General features: G+C 71.3%; 23 protein-coding genes and 1 tRNA gene. 11 read left to right on the top strand and 13 right to left on the bottom strand.

The window, feature by feature from the left end:
• Nucleotides 1–99: 99 nt before the first annotated feature.
• Nucleotides 100–705: a thiamine phosphate synthase gene (locus tag ACIDOCELLA78_RS88345; protein WP_201728593.1), complete on the bottom strand. Its 606-nt coding sequence runs from the start codon at nt 703–705 to the stop codon at nt 100–102.
• Between ACIDOCELLA78_RS88345 and ACIDOCELLA78_RS88340 the strand changes: the two genes are divergently transcribed.
• On the top strand, nt 704–1,378 hold the full coding sequence (locus ACIDOCELLA78_RS88340; RefSeq protein WP_201728592.1) for a YggS family pyridoxal phosphate-dependent enzyme: 675 nt from the start codon (nt 704–706) through the stop codon (nt 1,376–1,378). The two genes, ACIDOCELLA78_RS88345 and ACIDOCELLA78_RS88340, sit on opposite strands and share 2 nt — an antisense overlap.
• On the opposite strand, the gene ACIDOCELLA78_RS88335 is transcribed toward ACIDOCELLA78_RS88340, so the two are convergent.
• The 5 genes from ACIDOCELLA78_RS88335 to ACIDOCELLA78_RS88315 form a co-directional block, all read right to left on the bottom strand.
• Nucleotides 1,372–2,352, bottom strand: coding sequence for an NAD(P)-dependent oxidoreductase (locus tag ACIDOCELLA78_RS88335; protein WP_201728591.1), 981 nt, complete (start codon nt 2,350–2,352; stop codon nt 1,372–1,374). The two genes, ACIDOCELLA78_RS88340 and ACIDOCELLA78_RS88335, sit on opposite strands and share 7 nt — an antisense overlap.
• A gap of 2 nt (nt 2,353–2,354) precedes the next feature.
• The gene (locus tag ACIDOCELLA78_RS88330) at nt 2,355–3,623 is read right to left on the bottom strand and encodes a DUF445 domain-containing protein (RefSeq protein ID WP_201728590.1); all 1,269 of its coding nucleotides are present in this window, start codon (nt 3,621–3,623) and stop codon (nt 2,355–2,357) included.
• A gap of 56 nt (nt 3,624–3,679) precedes the next feature.
• Nucleotides 3,680–4,867 carry an MFS transporter gene (locus tag ACIDOCELLA78_RS88325; protein ID WP_201728589.1) on the bottom strand — a complete coding sequence of 396 codons (1,188 nt, stop codon included), beginning with the start codon at nt 4,865–4,867 and terminating at the stop codon, nt 3,680–3,682.
• A 140-nt stretch (nt 4,868–5,007) separates the two neighbouring features.
• A complete protein-coding gene (locus ACIDOCELLA78_RS88320) occupies nt 5,008–7,392 on the bottom strand; it encodes a transketolase (RefSeq protein WP_201728588.1) in 2,385 nt (794 codons plus the stop codon).
• Nucleotides 7,389–7,529, bottom strand: a complete 141-nt coding sequence (locus ACIDOCELLA78_RS88315) for a hypothetical protein (protein WP_214006280.1) — start codon at nt 7,527–7,529, stop codon at nt 7,389–7,391. Before ACIDOCELLA78_RS88315 ends, ACIDOCELLA78_RS88320 begins: the two co-directional genes overlap by 4 nt.
• Between ACIDOCELLA78_RS88315 and ACIDOCELLA78_RS88310 the strand changes: the two genes are divergently transcribed.
• On the top strand, nt 7,513–7,983 hold the full coding sequence (locus tag ACIDOCELLA78_RS88310; protein WP_201728587.1) for an Lrp/AsnC family transcriptional regulator: 471 nt from the start codon (nt 7,513–7,515) through the stop codon (nt 7,981–7,983). The two genes, ACIDOCELLA78_RS88315 and ACIDOCELLA78_RS88310, sit on opposite strands and share 17 nt — an antisense overlap.
• A gap of 25 nt (nt 7,984–8,008) precedes the next feature.
• Here ACIDOCELLA78_RS88310 and ACIDOCELLA78_RS88305 read toward each other — a convergent pair whose 3' ends face one another.
• Nucleotides 8,009–10,114 carry a bifunctional diguanylate cyclase/phosphodiesterase gene (locus ACIDOCELLA78_RS88305; RefSeq protein ID WP_201728586.1) on the bottom strand — a complete coding sequence of 702 codons (2,106 nt, stop codon included), beginning with the start codon at nt 10,112–10,114 and terminating at the stop codon, nt 8,009–8,011.
• A 329-nt stretch (nt 10,115–10,443) separates the two neighbouring features.
• Here ACIDOCELLA78_RS88305 and ACIDOCELLA78_RS88300 point away from each other — a divergent pair, with 329 nt between their 5' ends.
• Entirely contained in the window at nt 10,444–11,103 is a 660-nt protein-coding gene (locus ACIDOCELLA78_RS88300) for a phosphoribosyltransferase (protein ID WP_201728585.1), read from the top strand.
• Nucleotides 11,104–11,121: 18 nt separating this feature from the next.
• On the opposite strand, the gene ACIDOCELLA78_RS88295 is transcribed toward ACIDOCELLA78_RS88300, so the two are convergent.
• A complete protein-coding gene (locus ACIDOCELLA78_RS88295) occupies nt 11,122–12,081 on the bottom strand; it encodes a ribose-phosphate pyrophosphokinase (protein ID WP_201728584.1) in 960 nt (319 codons plus the stop codon).
• On the opposite strand from ACIDOCELLA78_RS88295, the gene ACIDOCELLA78_RS88290 reads away from it, so the two are divergent.
• Nucleotides 12,080–12,223: a hypothetical protein gene (locus tag ACIDOCELLA78_RS88290; RefSeq protein ID WP_201728583.1), complete on the top strand. Its 144-nt coding sequence runs from the start codon at nt 12,080–12,082 to the stop codon at nt 12,221–12,223. The two genes, ACIDOCELLA78_RS88295 and ACIDOCELLA78_RS88290, sit on opposite strands and share 2 nt — an antisense overlap.
• Before the next feature lie 16 nt (nt 12,224–12,239).
• On the opposite strand, the gene ACIDOCELLA78_RS88285 is transcribed toward ACIDOCELLA78_RS88290, so the two are convergent.
• From ACIDOCELLA78_RS88285 to ACIDOCELLA78_RS88275, 3 genes are all read right to left on the bottom strand, one after another.
• Entirely contained in the window at nt 12,240–13,490 is a 1,251-nt protein-coding gene (locus tag ACIDOCELLA78_RS88285; RefSeq protein WP_201728582.1) for a phosphotransferase, read from the bottom strand.
• Nucleotides 13,487–14,842 (bottom strand): nicotinate phosphoribosyltransferase, encoded by a 1,356-nt coding sequence (locus tag ACIDOCELLA78_RS88280; RefSeq protein ID WP_201728581.1) that lies wholly within the window; start codon nt 14,840–14,842, stop codon nt 13,487–13,489. Before ACIDOCELLA78_RS88280 ends, ACIDOCELLA78_RS88285 begins: the two co-directional genes overlap by 4 nt.
• A gap of 139 nt (nt 14,843–14,981) precedes the next feature.
• Nucleotides 14,982–15,266, bottom strand: coding sequence for a hypothetical protein (locus ACIDOCELLA78_RS88275; protein ID WP_201728580.1), 285 nt, complete (start codon nt 15,264–15,266; stop codon nt 14,982–14,984).
• On the opposite strand from ACIDOCELLA78_RS88275, the gene ACIDOCELLA78_RS88270 reads away from it, so the two are divergent.
• The 7 genes from ACIDOCELLA78_RS88270 (at nt 15,243) to ACIDOCELLA78_RS88240 (ending at nt 19,039) form a co-directional block, all read left to right on the top strand.
• On the top strand, nt 15,243–15,485 hold the full coding sequence (locus ACIDOCELLA78_RS88270; RefSeq protein WP_214006279.1) for a hypothetical protein: 243 nt from the start codon (nt 15,243–15,245) through the stop codon (nt 15,483–15,485). The two genes, ACIDOCELLA78_RS88275 and ACIDOCELLA78_RS88270, sit on opposite strands and share 24 nt — an antisense overlap.
• 235 nt (nt 15,486–15,720) lie before the next feature.
• Entirely contained in the window at nt 15,721–16,284 is a 564-nt protein-coding gene (locus ACIDOCELLA78_RS88265; protein ID WP_201728579.1) for an RNA polymerase sigma factor, read from the top strand.
• On the top strand, nt 16,274–16,948 hold the full coding sequence (locus ACIDOCELLA78_RS88260) for an NrsF family protein (RefSeq protein ID WP_201728578.1): 675 nt from the start codon (nt 16,274–16,276) through the stop codon (nt 16,946–16,948). The genes ACIDOCELLA78_RS88265 and ACIDOCELLA78_RS88260 overlap by 11 nt, the downstream gene beginning before the upstream one ends.
• A 190-nt stretch (nt 16,949–17,138) precedes the next feature.
• Nucleotides 17,139–17,408, top strand: a complete 270-nt coding sequence (gene nrtS, locus ACIDOCELLA78_RS88255) for a nitrate/nitrite transporter NrtS (RefSeq protein WP_201728577.1) — start codon at nt 17,139–17,141, stop codon at nt 17,406–17,408.
• Nucleotides 17,409–17,599: 191 nt separating this feature from the next.
• A complete protein-coding gene (locus tag ACIDOCELLA78_RS88250) occupies nt 17,600–17,788 on the top strand; it encodes a hypothetical protein (RefSeq protein ID WP_201728576.1) in 189 nt (62 codons plus the stop codon).
• Nucleotides 17,749–18,516, top strand: a complete 768-nt coding sequence (locus ACIDOCELLA78_RS88245; RefSeq protein WP_201728575.1) for a DUF3047 domain-containing protein — start codon at nt 17,749–17,751, stop codon at nt 18,514–18,516. Before ACIDOCELLA78_RS88250 ends, ACIDOCELLA78_RS88245 begins: the two co-directional genes overlap by 40 nt.
• Before the next feature lie 46 nt (nt 18,517–18,562).
• On the top strand, nt 18,563–19,039 hold the full coding sequence (locus ACIDOCELLA78_RS88240) for a hypothetical protein (protein WP_201728574.1): 477 nt from the start codon (nt 18,563–18,565) through the stop codon (nt 19,037–19,039).
• Between the two features lie 28 nt (nt 19,040–19,067).
• Here ACIDOCELLA78_RS88240 and ACIDOCELLA78_RS88235 read toward each other — a convergent pair whose 3' ends face one another.
• Together ACIDOCELLA78_RS88235 and ACIDOCELLA78_RS88230 are read right to left on the bottom strand one after the other, a co-directional pair.
• Nucleotides 19,068–19,778 carry an EAL domain-containing protein gene (locus tag ACIDOCELLA78_RS88235; RefSeq protein ID WP_201728623.1) on the bottom strand — a complete coding sequence of 237 codons (711 nt, stop codon included), beginning with the start codon at nt 19,776–19,778 and terminating at the stop codon, nt 19,068–19,070.
• A gap of 351 nt (nt 19,779–20,129) precedes the next feature.
• A tRNA-Val gene (locus ACIDOCELLA78_RS88230) sits at nt 20,130–20,204 on the bottom strand.
• Nucleotides 20,205–20,238 lie beyond the last annotated feature (34 nt).

Genomic DNA, 20,238 nt, shown 5'->3' with positions numbered 1-20,238 from the left:
GATCGCGGCCGGGCAGCGGACAAGCGGATAAAAGGCATTTCAGTCTCAGGAAGCAACATGCGCGCGGCCGGAGCCGGGCTATTTAGGTGCGCTGTTGTATCAAGGCCACAGTGTATGGCGCTGAATTGCCAGCGCTCCGATGGCGCCCCCGCCGGCGCAGGAGGGGCCGAGCGCGCGCAGACGGCGGCCGCACACGCCGCCGAGCGCGATCACCGGCAGCCCCGCCCCGCGGGCCAGCGCCGCCCAGCGCACCGGGCCGAGGGCGGGCGCGCCGGGATGGCTCGCGGTGGGAAAGGCCGGCGAAAGAAACACCAGATCGGCGCCGGCGCGGCGGGCGCGGACAAGCTCCGCCCGGTCATGCGCGGAGGCGGTAATCCAGCCGCCGCCGGGGGATCGGGGGGCGGCGGGGAGCGCGCGCGCGCCGCGGCGCAGATGCACCCCGGCATGCAGGCGCGCGGCGAGGCCGGGCGCTGCGGCGACCACCAGCGCGATCCGCCGCGCGCGGCAGAGCCGGGCGATGGCGACGGCGCGCGCCGCCACGGGTTCATCGCGCAGCACCACGCCGGACAGGCCGGGCGGGAGCGCCGCGATCGCGGCCAGCGGGTCGGGCAGGCGGGCGGGGTCGGTGAACAGCCACAGCGTGGGGTGGCGGGCGCGGCGGCGGCGCTTGACCGCCCGCGTCGCCGCGATCAGTTGTTCATCCATGAGCGAATTCAGCCCCGAGACGATCAGGCCCGCCCTCGACTCGATCCGCGCGCGGATCGCCCGCGCCGCGCAGGGACGCGCGGTGACGCTGATCGCGGTGTCGAAGACCAAGCCGGTCGCGGCGATCGAGGCGGCACTCGGCGCCGGGCAACTCGTGTTCGGCGAGAACCGGGTGCAGGAGGCGGCGGCGAAGTTCCCACTGCTGCGCCCGGCGCATCCGGGCCTCGAACTGCACCTGATCGGGCCGTTGCAGACCAACAAGGCGCGCGAGGCGGTGGAGTTGTTCGACTGCATCGATTCGCTCGACCGGCCGAAGCTGGCGGATGCGCTGGAGGCGGCGGCGGCGCGCGCCGGACGGATGCCGCGGCTGCTGGTGCAGGTGAATGTCGGCGACGAGACGCAGAAGGCCGGAGTGAGCATGGCCGAGGCGGATGGCTTCATCCGCGCGATGCGCGCCCGGTTCGGCGAGCGCCTGCACGGGCTGATGGCGATTCCCCCGCTCGGCGCCGATCCCGCGCCCTATTTCCGCACCCTCGTCGCCATGGCCGACACGCACGGGCTGGCGGTGCGCTCGATCGGCATGTCCGACGATTTCGAGACCGCGATCGCCTGCGGGGCGACCGAGGTGCGGGTCGGCTCGGCGCTGTTCGGCGCGCGCCACGCGCCTCAATAGCCCGCGGCGAAATCGACCAGCGTGGGCGGGACGCGCCCGGCGGCGAGTGTGCGCAGCGACGCGAAGAAGCTGGCCAGCGTCGCCGCGTTGTAGCGGGCCGGATCGTCCGACGAGATATGCGGCGTCATGATCAGGTTGGGCGTGTCCCAGACCGGATCGTCCGGCGGGACCGGCTCGGTGGCGAAGACGTCGAGCACCGCGCCGGCGATGGCGCCATCGCGCAGCGCGGCGCAGAGCGCGGGCTGATCGAGCAGCGCGCCGCGGCCCATGTTGATCACCCCGGCATGCGCGGGCAGCAGCGCCAGCCGCCGCGCATCGAGCAGGTTGCGCGTCGCCGCGGTGAGCGGACAGGCGAGGAGCAGGAAATCGGTGTGGGGCAGGATCAGGTCGAGATCGGCGACCGGCCTGGTCGCGTCGCAATCGGGATGCGGGGCGGCGCCGTTGCGGACACCGGTGACATGGATGCCGAATTGCCGCGCCCGGCGCGCCGCGCCGCCGCCGAGCCCGCCGACGCCGACGATCGTCGCGCGCATGCCGGCCACCGTGCCGGAGGCGCGGCGCTGCCAGCGATGGGCGCGCTGGTCGGTCGCGAAGGCGGGCATGTGGGTCGCCAGCATCAGCATCGCCATGATCGCGAACTCGCCGGCGCGGTCGGCGTGCACGCCGCGATTGTTCAGCAGCATCACCCCCTCGGGGATCATGTCGAACGGGGCGAGCGGGTCGACGCCGGCGGAGGTGGACTGGATCAGGCGCAGCTTTGGCGCGATCGAGAGATCGAGCCGGCGGATGGCGGCAGGGGTGGCGATCAGCGCCTCGATCCCGGGGGCGGCGGCGGCGAAATCGGCCTCGGTCTCGCCCACGGTCAGGGTGTGGCCCGCGCCGATGTCGCCGGCGAGGGCGGCGGCCTCGTGAAATTCGGGCGCCGTCAGCTTGAGATAGGGGCTGTCGGCGAATTCCTGGATGTGGATGTGCATGCTTACCCCGGCTGGTGAAATCCGAAATGCAGGAGAAGGAAGATCAGCCCGCCGGCGAGGAAGCCGACCAGCGTGCCGTTGACGCGGATATATTGCAGGTCCTTGCCGACGCGCAGTTCGAGCCGTTCGGTGATCGTCGCGGCGTCCCAGTTGCCGATGACGCGGCCGATGAAGCCGGCGATCTCGGCCTGCGCGCCGGGCATGAGGCGGGTGACGACCATGCCCGCGCCGGCGGAGATGCGCGCGCGCATCGTGGGGTCCTCGGCGAGCAGGGCGCCGAAATTGGCGAGGGCGCCGGCGATCAGAAGCTGCGCGTGGCCGCCCGGCCGTGCGGCGTCCGCCGCGATCGCCGCGCGAAGCCGCGCCCACAGATCCGCCCCCCAGGCGCGCACGCTCTCATGCCCGACCACGCCGCGCAGGGCGGCGCCGAGTTCGGCGGCGCGGGCGGGATCATCGGTGAGGCGGACGATCTCGCGGCGGACCCATTCATCGAAGGCGGCGCGCAGCTCGGAGCCATCGGGGTCGACGCGCTCCAGCTCGGTGTTGAGCGCGGTGACGACGCGCGCGGCGATATTCGCGCCGACCGCCCAGCCGACCAGCGCGCCGCCCTGCTCGCGCACGCGCTCGCGCACCGCCTGTTTCAGCTCGGCCTCGCGGCTTTGCAGCAGCAGGCGGAGCTGGCCGAGGATGAAGCTGAACACCTCCTGATGGCGTCCGCTCTCGACCAGCGAGGCGAGCGCGCGGGCGACGAGGCGGCCGGCGGTCGGCCCGCCCGCCATGCGCGGCAGCAGGCGGCCGAGCACCCGCCGCGCGCGGCCATCCTCGACCGAATCGAGCAGGCGCGGCAGTGCCCCGGCGATGGCTTCCGCCAACGGCGCCGACATCGCCGGATCGGCGAGGAAGCGGCCGAGCAGGGCCGGAATGTCGAGCCCGGCGAGAAACCGCGTCACGTCGGCGCCGGTGAAGACATGGGTGGCGACGAAGCGGCCCAGCGCGGCGCCGAGCCGCTCCTTCTGCGCCGGCAGGATGGCGGTGTGCGGAATCGGCAGGCCGAGCGGGTGGCGGAACAGCGCGGTGACGGCGAACCAGTCGGCGAGGCCGCCGATCAGCCCGGCCTTGGCGGCATCGCGCAGGAACAGGGCGGCGGGGCCGGGCTTCAGCGCGTATCCCGCCGCCATCAGCGCCGCCATCAGCGCGAGCAGGCCGGTCGCGAAGGCGCGGTGCCGGAACAGCGAGCGGCGGAGTGCGGCGTCGGGGTCGGGTGTGGTCATGGCGCTGGTGTGGCCCGATCCGCCGCGGCGGGCAACCCGTGCGCCACGGCGCGGGATCAGCCCAGCAGGCGCAGGAGCACGAGGCCGGACGCGGCGAAACCGGCGCTGGCGAGGAAGGTCGCCGCCGGGCCGGCGACGCTCCAGGCGAGGCCGGCGATCAGGCTCGCGGCCAGCAGGGCGAGACCGCCGGCGAGGTGGAACACGCCGAACGCCGTGCCGCGCGCGGCCGCGGGTGCGGCATCGGAGACCAGCGCCGAGAGCACGCCCTGGGTCAGCCCCATATGCAGGCCGAACAGGGCGATGCCGAGCAGGCCGACCACGAGGCCGGGGGCGAAGGCGAGGCAGAGATCGGCGAGGATGAGCACGCCGAACCCGGCGGCGAGCACGCCCCGCCGATCCAGCCGGTCGGCCAGGCGGCCGGCCGGATAGGCGGCGAGGCCGTAGACCACGTTCATCACCACCAGCACCGCCGGGGTGAGCGCCAGCGGCAGGCCGAGGCTGCGGGCGCGCAGGACGAGGAACGCCTCGCCGAAGCGGGCGAGCGTGAGCACCGCGCCGGCCAGCACGACGGCGCGAAAGTGCGGGCCGAGGGCGGCGAATTCGCGGGCGCGCAGCGGCAGGCGGGCGGGCGGGCGATCCGGCTTCGGCGGCGGTTCGCGCACCGCGACCGCGAGCAGAAGCACGGCGGCGAGGCCGAAGGGCAGCGCCAGCCAGAAGACGAGGCGGATATTGTCGCCGCTCGCCGCCATCAGCGCGATCGCGAGCAGCGGGCCGGCGAAGGCGCCGACCGTATCGAGCGACTGGCGCAGGCCGAACGCCGCCCCGCTCATGCCGGGCGGCGCGAGGTCGCCCACCAGCGCATCGCGCGGGGCGCCGCGCACGCCCTTGCCGATCCGGTCGAACACGCGCGCGCCCAGCACCACGCCCGCCACCGGCGCCAGCGCGAAGACCGGCTTCGACAGCGCGCCCATCGCATAGCCGGCGATGGCCAGCGGCTTGCGCCGGCCGAGCCGGTCACTCAGCCAGCCGGAGAACATCTTGACGATCGAGGCCGTGCCCTCGCCCAGCCCCTCGACCAGCCCGACCATTTCGGTGCCGGCGCCGAGCGTGACGACGAGGAAGACCGGCAGCAGCGCGTGGACCATCTCGGACGAGATGTCCATCAGCAGGCTGACGCAGCCGAGCGCCCAGATGGCGCGCGGCAGGCGCGGGCGCGCAAGGCCCGATTCGGCCGGGGCGCTCATGCCGCCCGCGCGTCAGTCGAGGCGTCGTGCCGCCCGCGCGGGCGCCGCCAGGCCCAATCCGTCATCGCCGGTCCTCCTGATCCGCAGGTAGGACGATCTGCGGGACGATGCCAAGCCCGGCCCTGGTCAGCCCGGCCGGCTCAGCCGGCGGCGGCGCGGGGACGGGCCGGGAAGGCCAGCACCGGGCGGCCGCTGGTGAAGGCGCCGACGCGCTCGATGATCGCGGCGGCGTCGATGCCGTTGGCGCGGTAGAGATCGGCGATGGTGCCGGTCTGGCCGAAGCGCTCGACGCCGAGCGGCAGCACCGCATGGCCGGCGACGCCGCCGAGCCAGGACAGGGTGGCGGGATGGCCGTCGATCACCGTGACGATGCGGCAGCCGCGCGGGAGCGGGGCGAGCAGGCGCTCGGCGAGCGAACTCGCCGCCGCGCCGCGGCAGCGCGCGCGCTGGGACGCGCTCCAACCGGCGTGCAGGCGGTCGGCCGAGGTGATGGCGAGCACGCCGATATCGCGCCGGCTTTCCGCCAGCGCCCCGGCGGCGCGGATCGCCTCCGGCGCCACCACCCCCTGATAGGCGATGACGAGTTCGGCGTTCGGCCCCGGCTCGCGCAGCCAGTAGGCGCCGTCGGTCGCGCCCTGCCGCCAGGCGGCGCCGCGCCGGCCCGGCTGCTCGACCGGGTTGGTGGACAGGCGCAGATAGACCGAGCCGCCCGCCGCATCGGCAAGGCCAGTGGCCGGATCGGTCATCTCGCCGCCGTCGCGCTGGAGATGCTCGAACGCCCATTCCATGATGACGGCCAGCTCGTCGGCGAAGGCCGGCTCGAAGGCGGCGAGGCCGGGCTGGGTCATGCCGATCGCGGGCGTGCCGATCGACTGGTGCGCGCCGCCCTCGGGGGCGAGGGTGACGCCGGAGGGCGTGCCGACCAGCAGGAAGCGGGCATCCTGGTAGCAGGCGTAGTTCAGCGCATCGAGCCCGCGGGCGATGAACGGATCGTAGACGGTGCCGATGGGGATGAGGCGGCGGCCGAACAGCGAACGGGCGAGGCCGGCGGCGGCGAGCAGCAGCATCAGGTTGGTCTCGGCGATGCCGAGTTCGAGATGCTGGCCCTCGGGCGCGAAATCCCAACGCGCGGTCGAGGGGATTTTCTCGGCGCGGAACAGGTCCGCCATCGCCTCGCGGGCGAACAGGCGGCGGCGGTTCACCCAGGGGCCGAGCGAGGTGGTGCCGGTGACGTCGGGCGAGGTGGTGAGAATGCGCGACGCGAGCGCACTGTCGCCGCGGGCGAGATCATCAAGGATGCGGCCGAACGCGGCCTGGGTGGAGATCTCGCGCTCGCCGGGTGCGGCAAGGGGGGGGACCGGCAGGTGCGCATCATCGTGCCGGCGGCGGCCGGCGGCGAAGAAGGGCACCGCGTCGAGCCAGGCGCGGAAGCCTTCCACGTCCGCGACCGCGGCGAAACGCTCCCATTCCTCGCCCGGCCTCACGCCCATGTGGCGCTGCCAGGCCCGCATCTGCTCGACCGTCATCACCCCGCCGTGATTGTCCTTGTGCCCGGCGATCGGCGTGCCCCAGCCCTTGATCGTGTAGGCGAGGAAGCAGGTCGGGCGGTCGTGATCGATGGCGGCGAAGGTGTCCGCCATGGTCTGCACGCAGTTGCCGCCGAGATTTTCCATCAGCGCGGCCAGCTCGGCATCGCTGCGCCGGGCGATCAGCGCCGAGACCGCGCCCTGGTCGCCCAGCTCGTCGAGCAGGCGCCGGCGCCAGGCGGCGCCGCCCTGGAAGGTGAGTGCTGCGTAGCGCTGGTTGGGGCAGGAATCGATCCAGCATCGCAGCGCCTCGCCGCCCGGCTCGGCGAAGGCCGCGCGCTGCAACGCGCCGTATTTGATCCGCACCACGTCCCAGCCAAAGGCCTCGAAGATCTTCTCGATGCGCTGCCACAGCCCCTCGCGGGCCACGCCGTCGAGCGACTGGCGGTTATAGTCGATCACCCACCAGACATCGCGCAGCCCGTTCTTCCAGCCTTCCTGGAGGCATTCGTGGATGTTGCCCTCGTCGATCTCGGCATCGCCCATCAGCGCGACCATGCGGCCGCGCCGCAGATCCCGCCCCCAGGGCTTCGCCGCGATATAGTCCTGAACCAGGGAGGCGAAGGAGGTGATGGCGACGCCGAGCCCGACCGAGCCGGTGGAAAAATCGACGTCGTCATCGTCCTTGGTGCGGCTCGGATAGCTCTGGGTGCCGCCGAAGCCGCGGAAAGTCTCCAGTCGCGCGCGCGTGGTGTTGCCCATCAGGTATTGCATCGCGTGGAACACCGGGGCGGCGTGCGGCTTGACCGCGATGCGGTCTTCCGGGCGGAGCGCGGTGAAATAGAGCGCCGCCATGATACTCACCATCGAGGCGGAGGAGGCCTGGTGCCCGCCAATCTTGATGCCGTCCGCCTTCGGCCGGAGGTGGTTGGCGTTGTGGATCATCCAGTGCGACAGCCAGAGCAGGCGCTGTTCGGCGGTTTTCAGATGCGGCGTCATTCGCGGTCTCCCGGCGTGAGGGCGGTGCGCCGAGTGTAGGCGGGCGGGCGGAGCGAATCCTTGCGATTCGCGCGCGTGAAGGCGATATTGTGGTGAAATTTTTCATGGATTTTTATGATCATGGTGAAATCCGGCACGATCGATGATTTCGATAGGGAGATTCTGTCCACGCTGCGGAGCGATGCGCGGATCTCCATGCTCGACCTCGCCGAGCGGGTCGGGCTGAGTGCGACGCCGGTGGCCCGCCGCGTGCGCCGGCTGGAGCGCGAGGGCATCATCCGCGGCTATACCGTGATGATCGACGAGGCGGCGCTCGGCTACGATGTCTCGGTGTTCGTCTCGGTGAAGCTGGACAAGCAGGTGGACGACGCGCTGGTGCGCTTCGAGGCGGCGATCGCCTCGTTTCCGGAAGTGGTCGATTGCTGGCTGATGACGGGCAGCCGCGACTATCTGCTGCGGGTGGTGACGACGAGCCTTGCCGGGTTCGAGCAGTTCCTGGTCGGGCAGCTGACGCGGGTGCGGGGTGTGGCCTCGATCGAGAGTTCGATCCCGCTGCGCCGGGTCAAGGCCGGGGTGTCGCGCGCGGCCTGAAGGGGCGGCGCGAACGGCGCGCCGGTCAGGTGCCGGCGAAGGCGGAGACGGGGGGCAGGCGCGGCAATGCGTCTGCCCGGGCGCGCAGCCAGCCGGCGACATCCTCCTCAGGCATCGGCCGGCTGAACAGGTAGCCTTGCAGCGAGCCGACGCCGAGTTCGACGAGGTGGCGGTTCTGTTCCGTGGTCTCGACCCCCTCGGCCGTGACTTGCAGGCCGAGGGCACGGGCGATCGAGAGGATCGCCTCGATCGTGGCGTAGCCGTTGCGCCCGGCATCGCGGACGAAGGACTGGTCGATCTTGATGACGTCGATCGGCAGGTTGCCGAGGAAGGACAGCGAGGAGAAGCCGGTGCCGAAATCGTCGAGCAGGATGCCGATCCCCTGGCGGCGCAGGCTGTCGAAAAGCTGCGCCGAGCGTTCGGCGTCGTGCAGGAACATGGTTTCGGTGATCTCGATCTTCAGGCGCGAGGGCGGCAGGCCGGAGACCGCGAGCGCATGCTCGACATCCTCCATGAGATTGCCGACCAGCACATGGGCGACCGAGATGTTGACGGTGACGGCGATCGAGGGATCGGGCCAGCCGGCGGCGGCGAGGCAGGCCTGTTCGAGCACCCAGCCGCCGATCCGCTGGATCTGCCCGCTCTGCTCGGCGACGGGGATGAAGGTGGCGGGGCTGATCGCGCCGCGCAGCGGATGCATCCAGCGGAGCAGCGCCTCGAACGCGGTGCAGGCACCATTGCGCGCGGAGATGATCGGCTGGAATGCCAGGCTGAACTGGCCGTCGCGGATCGCGTCCCGCAGCCCCTGCTCGAGGTCGTAGCGGTCCGCCATGTCTTCGGCGAGGGCGGGGTCGAACCGCTTGGCCCGGCTCTTGCCCTCGCGCTTGGCGGCATACATCGCGACATCGGCGGCGCGGATGACGATGTCGGCGGACTGGCCGTTATCGGGATAGAGGGCAACCCCGACCGACGCCTCGATCCGGCAGATATCGGCGCCGACGGTGATCGGCGGGCGGATCGCGTCGATCAGATTTCCGGCGAGGCGCAGCGCCGCGTCGCCATCGCAATCGGGAAGCGCGATCAGGAACTCGTCACCGCCCCAGCGTGCCACGTCGCCCCTGCCATCCACCGCCGCGGCCACCCGCGCGGCGGTCTGGCGCAGCACCTGATCACCGATTTCGTGGCCGCGCAGGTCGTTGATCTGCTTGAAATTGTCGAGATCGAGGAAGAGTAGCGCGACACCGGACGGCGATTGCGCGGTGCCGCCAAGCATTGCGGCGAGACGGCTGTTGAAGGTCGCGCGGTTGGAAAGCCCGGTCAGCGGGTCGATCGAGGCGAGGCGGCCGAGCGCCTCGGCATAACGTTCGCGCTCGGCAACCTCGTGGGCCAGTTCCGACGTCCGCTCCGCGACGCGGCGCTCCAGCGTCGCATTGGCCTCGGCGAGATCGAGCCGGACCCGTTCGAGCGTCTTGCGCTCCTCTTCGGCGCGGATCGTCAGGACCTGGTTCCAGCGGGTGAGCCGGAGCCCGTTCAGCACGGTGCGCGAGGTGCGCCGGGCGAACACGAAGGAGGCGATGAAGCCGAAAATGCCGAATACCGCGAATCTGCCGCCGTCATCCGGCCGCGCGAACAGCACGAAGGCGACGCCCGGCAGCATCACCGCGGCGCAATAGCCGACGATCAGCCGGAAGCTCGCGCTCAGCACCGTGACGCTGCCGCCGGCCATGGCGAAGAACACCATGAAGGCATAGGCTTCGGAGAGGGGGGGCAGGCGCCAGAAGAACAGCCAGGAGAAACTGCCGAGCAGCAGGGCGAGCGCCATCGTGCCGGCGCCGAACCGGCGGATCTGCCGCCGCCCGTCGAACGCCTGCTGGCGAAGCCGGGGAAACAGGATGAACATGTCGACGAAGCGGATCGCCGAGATCAGCAGGATACCGGCGTACCACGCATAGAGGCCGGGCGACAGCTCAGGTGTTCGCACCACGACGATCAGGATCGCGGAGACCGCGATGGTGACGAAAACGCTGCTGCTGCCCATCGAATAGAGCAGCGATGCGCGATCACGCTGGATCAGCCGCTCAAGCTCGGGGTCTGGCGGGGCATCCGGGCTCGGGTGCGGGGTTGTCCACATGGAATGCTACCGGGCAGGCGTCGGTCTGCTGAAATGCGGTTTCGAATGCAAGACGGCATTGCTTTCAACTGTTTCGGGCGAGCGCCGGGACCGCCCTCCTGCGTCACGAATTATGCACGATCCGGTTAACGAAACATTATCGAAACGGCTTTGCCCCGGGACCCTACCTTGCGCGGGAGGAATGACCGTCGCCTCGGGATCTGGACCATCCCCCTCCCCTTCCCTTTCCCCGCGGAGGATCATCCGATCTGGTGATTCCATTTGACCGGCAACGCCACCACGCTCGGGACCGGCGCCGGGAGAGATTGCCGGGCGCGGGAGCGGAGACGATGTTTCAGGACCGTCACGAGGCCGGCCTGCGCCTTGCCGCTCGGCTGCGCCGGTTCAGGCGCGCGCGGCCGGTGGTGCTGGCGCTGCCCCGCGGCGGCGTGCCGGTCGGTTTCGAGGTGGCCGCGGCACTGGAGGCGCCGCTCGATGTGCTGCTGGTCCACAAGCTCGGCGCGCCGCACCAGCCGGAGCTGGCGATCGGCGCGCTCGGCGAGGGAGAGACGGCGGCGCCGTATATCGACACGGCGCTGGTGCGGCGGCTCGGCGCCCCGGCGGCGTACATCGCCGGGGAGCAAACGCGGCAGGCGGCGGAGCTGGCGCGCAGGCGGTCGGTCTATTGCGCCGGGCGGGCGGCGGTTGCGATCGGCGGGCGGACGGCGATCGTCGTCGATGACGGGATCGCCTCGGGGGCGACGATGCGGGTGGCGCTGGAAATGGCGCGGGCGCGGCACCCAAAGCGACTTGTGCTGGCGGTGCCGGTTGCCGGGCAAGACGTGATCGCGCGGCTGCGCCCGCTGGCCGACGAGGTGGTCTGCGTCGAGATGCCGGCGAGCCTTGGCGCGGTCGGCGAATGGTATGCCGATTTCGGGCAGGTCGGCGATGACGAGGTGGTCGACACCCTCGCCCGCGCCGCGGCGCGGCCGGGCGCGAACCGCGGATGACGCGCCGGGCCGGCGCGGTCATGCCGCGTCGTGGCAGGTCGCGATGGCGCGGGCGATCGTTTCAGCGGCATCGATGATGGCAAGGCGGCGCGGCGCCCCCGCGCCGGCATCGCCGGGCGGCACGGTGTTGGCGATGACGATGCCATCGAGCAGCGGCGAGGCGAAGAGTTCGGGCGCGCCGCCCACGAACAGGCCATGCGCGGCGGCGGCGTGCACCGCGACGGCGCCGGCCTCGCGGCAGGCGCGGGCGGCGCGCAGCAGGGTGCCGCCGGTGCTGACGAGATCGTCGATGATGATCGCCGCCCGGCCACGCACCTCGCCGGCGAGGAGCGCGCCGCTGACCACGCCGCCCGAGCGGTGTTTCTCCATGCAGGCGCTGCCCACATCCGCGCCGGTGGCGGCTTCGAGCGCCTGGCGGAACTGTTCGGCCCGCTTGGCGCCGCCGGCATCCGGCGAGACCGCGACGACGCGGGAGCGGCGCGGCAGGGCGGCGAAATGCGCGGCGAAGAGCGGCGCCGCCGGCAGGTGGATCGTGGGGCAGCGGAACGCGTTCTCGAAGGCGGCGAGGTTGTGCACCTCGAGCGCGATCACCCCGGCGATGCCGACCGCCTCGAACAGGGCGGCGACGTAGCGGGTGGTGATCGGGTCGTTGGGCTTGGTCCGGCGATCCTTGCGGGCGTAGCACAGATAGGGGGTGACGGCGGTGACGCGGGCGGCGCCGGCATCGCGCAGCGCGCCGCAGAAGAACAGCAGGCGGCAGAGCCTGTCGTTGGGCGAGGCGCCGGGGCCGCCATGCAGGCTGTGCAGCACGAACGCGTCGTGGCCGCGCACATCCTGCAGCGGCCGCGCCTTGTGCTCGCCGTCCTCGAACTCGCGCTCCTCGTGGCGGGCGAGCGCGATTTCGAGACGGGCGGCGACCCGGCCGGCCAGCGGCGCGCTGCCCTGGAGGCCGAACAGCGAGAGCGGGGCGCGGGTCATGGCGGCATCCTTTCACCCATCGGGGTCATGCGGGCGGGGCGTCGTTGGTATCGATGTCGGTGTCGGCATCCGCATCGAGCCGCATGCCCTGCCCCGCGGCGAGGGCGGCGGCGCGGGCGCGGGCGGGCGCATCGCCGGGTGACGCGACGAGCAGGACGCTACCGCCGGCGGCGAGCGTGGCCGCGGCCTCGCGCCAGCGCGGCCCCTCGGCCCCGGCGAGACGAAGGATGCGCGCGCCGGGCGGCGAACTGGCCGCCGCGGCGCGGCGCGCGGCGCGGGCGCGGGTCGCCGCGTCGTCCGGCCCGGCAAGGAACATCAGGCGCGGCGGGGCGGGGTCGAGAAACCGGCGCGAAGCGGCAAGGTGAGCCCGCGCGGCGGCGGCGAACGCGGGCATTTCGGCCGGGTCGGTCTGCCGGCAGGCCTTGCCGGCCAGGGCGTAGCAGCGGGTCGCGGCGCGCAGGGACAGGAAGAGCGGCAGGGCGCGCGGCCAGTCGGGATCGGGGGGCGGCGTCCTGATCGGCGTTGAACAGCGCGTTGGCGAGATCGCGCCGGCCGCGCAACTCGAGGTCCATCAGCAGGAAGGCGAGATCGTGCAGCGTGTCGATGCAGCCGATCTCGTCGCTGAACTCGATGCAGTCGAACAGGGTCGGCCGGCCGCGGAAGAGGCAGATATTGGCAAGCCGGAGATCGCCGTGACAGCGCCGCACCCAGCCGGACGCGCGGCGCCGGTCGAGCAGCGGCGCGAGGGAGGCGAGGGAGGCTTCGGCGCGGCGGCCGAGGGCGGCGACCGCTTCGCCATCGAGCAGGGGGCCACCAGGCGCGGGACCGCCAGGCGCGGGACCATCGGCTGGCCGGGTGAAGCGGGCGAGTTCGCGGGCGTTGTCGGCGATGACGCGGGCGACCGCGGCGCTGCCGCCATGATCGGGCCGGCGCGCGGCGGCGAGATGGAAGCGGGCGATCCCGGCGCCGAGGGCGCGCATCAGCGCCGGGGTGAGCGCGCCGGCCGGCGCCATCGCGTCCAGCAGGTCGGCCTGGGCGAAGCGGCGCATCATCACCACGCAGTCGAGCGTCTCGCCCGGACCATCGAAGGCGAGGCGGCCGGCTTCATCGCGGGTGATGCGGCGGACCGCGAGATAGAGCGCGGGCGCGGTGCGGCGGTTCAGCGTCAGCTCCGCCTCGCAGGCGGCGCGGCGGGCGGCGAGCGTGGTGTAGTCGAGTGCGGCGTAGCGGATCGCCCGCTTGAGCTTGTAGGCGCGGTCGGCGGCGAGAAAGACGATCGAGCAGTGGCTGGCGATGCGCTCGACCCGCCCGCCGGCGAGGCCGTAACTCGCCGGCCGCGAGAGGAAGGCGATCGCCGCCTGCTGGTCGGGCGGATCGGCGGGAAGCGGATCGGCGGGTGGCGCGGTCACGCGAGCCCCGCGGCGCGGGCGAGGCGCTCCGCGAGGGCGCGGTCGACCTCCCTCGCGAGGGCGCGCAGGCCGGGGCTGATCGTCACCTCCGCGCGGCCGGGGTCGAGGCGGCGCAGCGCTTCGGGCAGGCGCGCGAGGGCGCGGCGGGCATGGCCCCGCGCCGCCTCCAGCCCCGGCAGCCCGGCGACGCGGCTGCCGCCCCGCATGGCCGGGCGCAGCAGATCCTCGCCGGGGACCGCCTCGTCGAGCCGGGCGATGGTATCGGCCTCGATCGTGCCGCCGGGCCCATGGCGACGGACCACCCGCTTGCGCCCCGGCCAGGTCGCCTTGCCTTCGCTGCGCTTGCGCCGGGGGAGTCCGGCGTATTCCTGGAGCTTGTAGGCGCAGTCGAGCGCCGGCGCGTCCGCGGCGGTGGCGAGCGCGGTGCCGACGCCGTACCCATCGATCGGCGCGCCGGCGAGGGAGGCGATCTTCGCCTCGTCGAGCCCGCCGCTGGCGAAGATGCGGATCGCCGCGCAGCCGGCGGCATCGAGAATGCCGCGCACCGCCCTGGCATGGGCGCCGAGATCGCCGCTGTCGATCCGCACGGCGGCGATCGTGACGCCTTCGGCGGCGAGGCGCGGGGCGAGGGCGGCGACGAGGCGGGCGGCGGCCTCGGTGTCGTAGGTATCGATCAGCAGGGTGAGGCCGGCCGGGCGGCTGCGGGCGAAGTGGCGAAAGGCGGTCGCCTCATCCGCATAGGCCTGGACGAAGGCATGGGCCATGGTGCCGAAGAGCGGGATGCCGAAGGCGCGGCCGGCGGCGACGGTCGCCGTGCCGTCAAACCCGGCGAGGTAGCCGGCGCGCGCGGCGAGCAGGCCGGCCTCGGCGCCATGCGCGCGGCGCAGGCCGAAATCGACGAGCTGCCGGCCGCCGGCGGCGAGCACCATGCGCGCAGCCTTCGAGGCGATCACGGTCTGGAAATGAATGAGGTTGAGCAGGCGGGTCTCGACCAGCTGGGCCTGCGGCAGCGGGGCGGTGACGCGCAGCACCGGCTCATCGGCGAAGAAGACCGTGCCTTCCGGCATCGCATCGACATCGCCGGTGAAGCGGAAGGCGGCGAGACTGTCGATGAAAGTGCGGTCGAACCGGGCGGTGGCGCGCAGCCAGTCTAGCTCGTCGGCGCCGAAGCGGAGGGTTTCGAGAAACTCCACCGCCTGTTCGAGCCCGGCGGCGACGAGGAAGCCCCGCCCGGGCGGCAGCGCGCGGAAGAACAGCTCGAAGACCGCGATATCGTCCATGCCGTCGGCCGCGTAGGCGTCCAGCATCGACAGCTCGTAGAGGTCGGTCAGCAGGGGGCTGGGGTCCGACATGGCCGAACCATGCGCGGGACCGCGCCCCGGCGTCGATGATCCTGGTCAAGCGGCGGCGCGGGGCGATCCGTCCGATCGTGGACGTATCCTCATCCGGTCGGGCGTTGCCGGCCGAACGGATGAGGCGGGGGTGGCGCGCTCAGTTTCCGGGCCGAGGCGCGGCGGGGCAGGCGGAATGCGCGGCCAGCAGGGTGACGACGCCACGGCATGTGGTGACGTGATCGGCCCTGGCGATGCCGGCCAGGTTGACCGCCGACTCCGGCGAGACGGCGGGGGCTTGCAGATATGGCGCGATGGCAACCTCGTCCGCGGTGGAGACCACCCTGCCCCCGGCGGCGAGCGCCACGGCGCCGAGGCCCGACAGCGGCGCCAGCACGACGAGGGCGGACGCGATGCGACGATGCGCGATGATAAACCTTTTCATCTTGTTTCCTATCGAGTCGGTGATGTGACGAAAAGATTTTTTCTCGGGAAGGATTTTCGCTTGTTATTGTTTTTGTTGATGTTGTTGTTCGTGATCTTGTTAGTTCAGCTCGGGTTTTTCCGACGCCTGTTCATTTTCAGCCCGCATCGGGCGCTGCGCCGATCGGTGGCGCGCCGCACGGGAGAGGGGGTGGAATTGTTATTAGGGGCGGATGGTTAACAAGTCGTTTTGATATCTGGCCGTTCGCAAAACCGGTTGGCCGATCGGGTAGCCGCGATCGTGCCGGCCGGTGGCGATCAACGGCGCGGCGTCGTGTCTTGAGCCGGTTTGTGAAACGACGCACGGGCTGGACCTCGCCTGTTGAATTCCGCATCATCCCGCAGCCCGGAGGTATTTTGCCGATCGGGAACAATGTCCGATTTACACGCGCTTCATGAATGATAGGTATTGCGCCATGAGCGAGCAGGGCGACTGGGCGCGGTGGCTGAGCGAGGCGCAGGCCGGGAATCGCCGGAGCTACGAGGCGTTGCTCAGGGCGGCGCTGCCGTGGCTGCGCGGCATGGCCCGCAGGCGGTTCCCCTGGGCCGATGCGGCCGAGGCCGAGGATATGGTGCAGGATACGCTGCTGGCGCTGCACCGCAACCTGCATCTCTACGATCCGGGCCGGCCGGCGGAGCCTTTTCTGCTCGGGATCCTCAAGCTGCGGGGGGCCGACCGGCGGCGGACGCGGGCGCGGCACCAGGTCCGCGAGACGCCGCTCGACGATGTGCCTGTAACCTCGACGGCCCTGGCGACGAAAGAGACGCAGGAGGTCGCGATCGATGCCGGGCGCGTGTCATCCGCGGTGGGCGCGCTGCCGCCGCGCGACAGGGAGATTCTGGAGATGCTGAAGCTGCGCGAGATGTCGCTCGCCGAGACCTCGGCGGCGACCGGGATGAGCGTGGGCGCGCTGAAGGTGGCGACGTTCCGGGCCATCCGGCGCCTGCGGGCGAAACTGGGAGTGACCGATGAGGAGTGAGGACCTGATCACGTCGCTGGCGCAGGATCTGGGCGCCGTCAGGCCCCTGCCCTCGCCCGCGCGGCTGCTGGCGGTCTGGCTTGGCGTCAGCGTTCCGGTTCTCGCCGCGATCACCCTGATGATGGGGCCGCGCCCCGATCTTGCCGGGAAATGCGGCGAGGCGGGGTTCGTGATTTCGCAGGGTCTCGGCGTCGTCACGGCGGTGGTCTCGGCCTATGCCGCGTTCTGCGCCGGCCGCCCGGACCAGCCGGGGTGGAAACTCTGGGCGCCGATGCTGGCGATGCTGGTCTGGCTCGGCGATCTTGGACGGCAATGCGCGGTTGTGAGCCTGCAGGACGCCGGCGGCGTGCTGCGCCTGCAGCTCGACCCGATGTGCGTGCCGGCCATCGTCATCGCGGGCGTGATTCCGGCCGGCTTGATCGTGGCGCTGATGCGCCGCAGCGCGACGTTCCGGCGCGACCATGCCTGCCTGTGCGGCGCGCTCGCCGCGGGCGCGGCGGCGGACGTGGCGCTGCGCCTGTTTCACGGCTCGGTCAACATCGCCACTCTGCTCCTGTGGCAGATGGGAAGCGTGATGCTGTTCACCTCCACCGCCTGGTTCATCTCGAGCACGATCCTGCGCAATGTCGCGCGGGCGCCGCGCCGCCGGCAGCTGGCCGGCTGATGCGCCGCCGGGCCGGGCAGGCATCCACCCGTGACCGGACCGATCGCGCCGAGGCGCCGAACCGCGAGGCGCGGGGCGCCGTCGGAAATGCACACGGCGTCCGAACCGGATACGAAATATTAAGAGAAGCGCCGGTACACCGCGCCGATGCTCCCTTCGCCTTGCCCATGACCCTGAACAGATGACGCAGATGGCACCGGCAGACGACGGCCCGCCCGGGATGGTCGCGATGGCGCGGCGGGCGATCCGGCTCAGCCTCGCAGACGGCATTCCGGCGCGCTCGCTGCGCGTCGCCATCGTGGTCGGGATCATCCTCAATCTGATCAACCAGGGCGATGCGCTGCTCGGCCTCGCCCGGCCGCACTGGCTGAAGATGATCCTCACCTTCATCGTGCCCTATTGCGTGGCGACCTATGGCGCCGTGTCGTACCGGATGCGGGAGGGCGGAGGGGCGGAATGACGCCAAGCCAGCACAAGCACGGAGCGTGCCGATGACCGCCGGAAGACCCGGACCCCTCGCCGCGCTGGCGACGCTGTCGCTCGCGATGGCGGGAAAAATACTCTCGCGCCTGTAACCAACAGGTCGGTCGCCGCGAAATACGGAGCAGCGGCCTCGCTGGATGCCGCCACACATCGACACAGGAGTTTGCCATGCGCGGCACCTATCGCCGGCTTCTTCTCGCGGCCTCGCTCGCGGTTTTCGCAACCGCCGGCACCGCGTTCGCGCTGCCCGGATGCACCCCGCACGACCGGCTGATCCAGAAGGTCGATACCAGCTACAAGACGCAGTTCCACACGAAATGCGCGACACCGGGCGCGACCGCGCAGACGGGGCGCTGACCCCGGTGCGCAGGCGTTCGCATGCCGGCCGGCGCGATGCCATCACGGCGCTGACCGTTTTTGGTGTGCTGGTGACGGCACTCGGCCTGCCCGCCACGGCGCCAGCCGGCGCCGCGGCGGCGCAACCGCCCGCGTTTTCCTCGGGGTCGCTGGCGGGATGGACGGTCAAGCGGTTCGATGGCCGCCATGTCACGCATTATGCGCTCGCCGCCGCGCGCGGCGGCGACGTGCTGCGGGCGGTCTGCAACGATTCGGCCTCAGGCCTGATCTGGAAGCACCGGATCGATCTCGACGAAACCCCGGTGATGAGCTGGCGCTGGAAGATCGCCCATGTCTATCCCGGGCTCGACCCCCATGCGAAGTCCGGCGACGATTATCCCGCGCGCGTCTATGTCGTCGCCGGCAATCCGCTGTTTCCCTGGACGCTGCGCAGCCTTGTCTATGTCTGGGCGAACGGCCCGGTCACGGCGGCGAAGCACGGGCCGCACGGCACGAGTTTCTACCCCGACCCGTATACCTCGCAGGCCGAGATCGTCGCGCTCCGGCAGGGCCCTGCCGGCGCCGGCCAGTGGGTTGCCGAGCAGCGCAACGTGAAGGCCGACCTCGCCCGCGCCTTTGGCGGCCATCGGCACATCATCGGCGCCATCGCGGTCATGACCGATTGCGACGATTCGCACACCCATGGCCGTGCCTGGTACGGCGATATCGGTCTGCGGGCCGGCGGGTAGAGCGGGCCTGCTTGCCTCGCACCGGGCAGGTTCCCATTTCCGCAGCATGGTCACGGAACGACAGCCGCACGGCCTCGGTGTCATGGCGCTGCGGCGCTATATCCTGAGCGTGGCGGCGGGCAATCTCGCGTGGGAGATCGTGCAGCTCCCGCTCTATCGCATCTGGTATCACGCCGGCGCGCTGCGCCTGGCCGGCATCGCCCTTGCCGGAACCTGCGGCGATATCCCGATCGCGATCGTGTCGCTGGTCTGCGCCTTCAGCCTGTTCGGCAGGGATGGTGCCGCGCCCTCCATCGGCCCGTCCGTCGCCTGGGCGACCGTCGCCATCGGGTTGGTTTACACGATCGGCAGCGAAATGGTGCATCTGCGGCTTGGCACATGGCACTATGCGGCGCTGATGCCGCGCCTGCCGTTTCTCGGCGTCGGCCTTGGCCCGACGCTCCAGTGGCTCGCCATTCCGCCGCTGGCGCTGCGCGCCGCGGGTGGGCGGTTCGGCCAGCCGCGCCAGGCGCGCGCGGCGTGAGGCCCGGCCCTCCGAAGGGCGCGGCGGTTCAGGACGCGGGAGGCGCGCGATCGGGCCAGTCTGGCGCGGGCAGGCTGCGAAAACCCGGCCTCGCGAAGACATAGCCCTGCATGAGCGTGATGCCGAGATCGGCCAGCGCGGCGCTCTCATCGCGCGTTTCAACGCCTTCGGCAACGATGGTGATCGCCATTTCGCGGCACATCGCGGCGCAATGGCCGACGATGCTCCGCCGCCCTTTGTCCGTGTCGATCCCGCGGATCAGCTCCATGTCGAGCTTGACGAGGTCGGGGCGGAATTTGGCGAGCAGGTTGAGGTTGGAATATCCCGACCCGAAATCGTCGATGGCGGTGCGAAAGCCCATCGCCGCGTATTCGGCGACGATGTTGGCCAGATGGTCGGGGGCGGCGAGAAGCTCACCCTCGTTGATCTCGAAGATGAGCTTGCCGGTGGGAAACCGGGAGCGGGCGGCGGCCTGCAGCGTGGTGCGGATGCAGGCCCGCGGCTCGTAGACGGCGTTGGGCAGGAAATTGATCGAGAGATCGGACGCCATGCCGCCAAGGCCGAGCGATGCGGCGGTCTCGATCGCGGTGACGCGGCAGGCCTGGTCGAACGTATAGAGTTCGGCCTTGCCGACGCTGCGCAGGATGCTCGCCGCGGACTCGCCGGCGGGGCCGCGCACCAGAGCCTCGTAGGCGAAGACCGATCGCGCCGCGATATCGACGATCGGCTGAAACGCCATGGCCAATGGCCGGTCGAACAGCCCCTGCCGGCAGCCGGCGCAGGATTTCGTGATTTCGGGACGTGTTTCAGTCATCCCCATGCCGACATCGTCATCATTGATACGCCCTCAAGCCAAGCATCCGGAAAGACAGATTTAAGGTTCGGCAGGATGCGACCAATTATTTAACGAAACGCTAAAATGCTCCGGCACATCGGGCTTGCGGTTCTGCCCCGTGGCGGCGGCGCTGCGAAAATCCGCAGCCGACGCAAAAGGGCGCCAACGGCCGGACTGTTCAGCAGATAGCCAATGTATTTGTGACGATCGGATATTGGGAACCGGGCACCATCCTGTTTCGACGTCGCGAAAGGATGGTGGGTGCGACAGGGATTGAACCTGTGACCCCCGCCGTGTGAAGGCGATGCTCTCCCGCTGAGCTACGCACCCGGTCCGCTCGTCTCTAGCGGCGCGGCGCGGCGAA

It is taken from the genome of Acidocella sp. C78 (genome assembly GCF_907164655.1).
The sequence above is the reverse complement of the archived record's forward strand: the minus strand, read 5'-3'. Positions and strand labels throughout refer to the sequence as shown.

Coding starts and splice junctions, on each gene's coding strand:
- ACIDOCELLA78_RS88340 (WP_201728592.1), top strand. CDS start 704: ATGAGCGAATTCAGCCCCGAGACGATCAGGCCCGCCCTCGACTCGATC.
- ACIDOCELLA78_RS88345 (WP_201728593.1), bottom strand. CDS start 705: ATGGATGAACAACTGATCGCGGCGACGCGGGCGGTCAAGCGCCGCCGC.
- ACIDOCELLA78_RS88335 (WP_201728591.1), bottom strand. CDS start 2,352: ATGCACATCCACATCCAGGAATTCGCCGACAGCCCCTATCTCAAGCTG.
- ACIDOCELLA78_RS88330 (WP_201728590.1), bottom strand. CDS start 3,623: ATGACCACACCCGACCCCGACGCCGCACTCCGCCGCTCGCTGTTCCGG.
- ACIDOCELLA78_RS88325 (WP_201728589.1), bottom strand. CDS start 4,867: ATGAGCGCCCCGGCCGAATCGGGCCTTGCGCGCCCGCGCCTGCCGCGC.
- ACIDOCELLA78_RS88320 (WP_201728588.1), bottom strand. CDS start 7,392: ATGACGCCGCATCTGAAAACCGCCGAACAGCGCCTGCTCTGGCTGTCG.
- ACIDOCELLA78_RS88310 (WP_201728587.1), top strand. CDS start 7,513: ATGGTGAAATCCGGCACGATCGATGATTTCGATAGGGAGATTCTGTCC.
- ACIDOCELLA78_RS88305 (WP_201728586.1), bottom strand. CDS start 10,114: ATGTGGACAACCCCGCACCCGAGCCCGGATGCCCCGCCAGACCCCGAG.
- ACIDOCELLA78_RS88300 (WP_201728585.1), top strand. CDS start 10,444: ATGTTTCAGGACCGTCACGAGGCCGGCCTGCGCCTTGCCGCTCGGCTG.
- ACIDOCELLA78_RS88290 (WP_201728583.1), top strand. CDS start 12,080: ATGGCGGCATCCTTTCACCCATCGGGGTCATGCGGGCGGGGCGTCGTT.
- ACIDOCELLA78_RS88295 (WP_201728584.1), bottom strand. CDS start 12,081: ATGACCCGCGCCCCGCTCTCGCTGTTCGGCCTCCAGGGCAGCGCGCCG.
- ACIDOCELLA78_RS88280 (WP_201728581.1), bottom strand. CDS start 14,842: ATGTCGGACCCCAGCCCCCTGCTGACCGACCTCTACGAGCTGTCGATG.
- ACIDOCELLA78_RS88270 (WP_214006279.1), top strand. CDS start 15,243: ATGCGCGATGATAAACCTTTTCATCTTGTTTCCTATCGAGTCGGTGAT.
- ACIDOCELLA78_RS88275 (WP_201728580.1), bottom strand. CDS start 15,266: ATGAAAAGGTTTATCATCGCGCATCGTCGCATCGCGTCCGCCCTCGTC.
- ACIDOCELLA78_RS88265 (WP_201728579.1), top strand. CDS start 15,721: ATGAGCGAGCAGGGCGACTGGGCGCGGTGGCTGAGCGAGGCGCAGGCC.
- ACIDOCELLA78_RS88260 (WP_201728578.1), top strand. CDS start 16,274: ATGAGGAGTGAGGACCTGATCACGTCGCTGGCGCAGGATCTGGGCGCC.
- nrtS (WP_201728577.1), top strand. CDS start 17,139: ATGGCACCGGCAGACGACGGCCCGCCCGGGATGGTCGCGATGGCGCGG.
- ACIDOCELLA78_RS88250 (WP_201728576.1), top strand. CDS start 17,600: ATGCGCGGCACCTATCGCCGGCTTCTTCTCGCGGCCTCGCTCGCGGTT.
- ACIDOCELLA78_RS88245 (WP_201728575.1), top strand. CDS start 17,749: ATGCGCGACACCGGGCGCGACCGCGCAGACGGGGCGCTGACCCCGGTG.
- ACIDOCELLA78_RS88240 (WP_201728574.1), top strand. CDS start 18,563: ATGGTCACGGAACGACAGCCGCACGGCCTCGGTGTCATGGCGCTGCGG.
- ACIDOCELLA78_RS88235 (WP_201728623.1), bottom strand. CDS start 19,778: ATGGCGTTTCAGCCGATCGTCGATATCGCGGCGCGATCGGTCTTCGCC.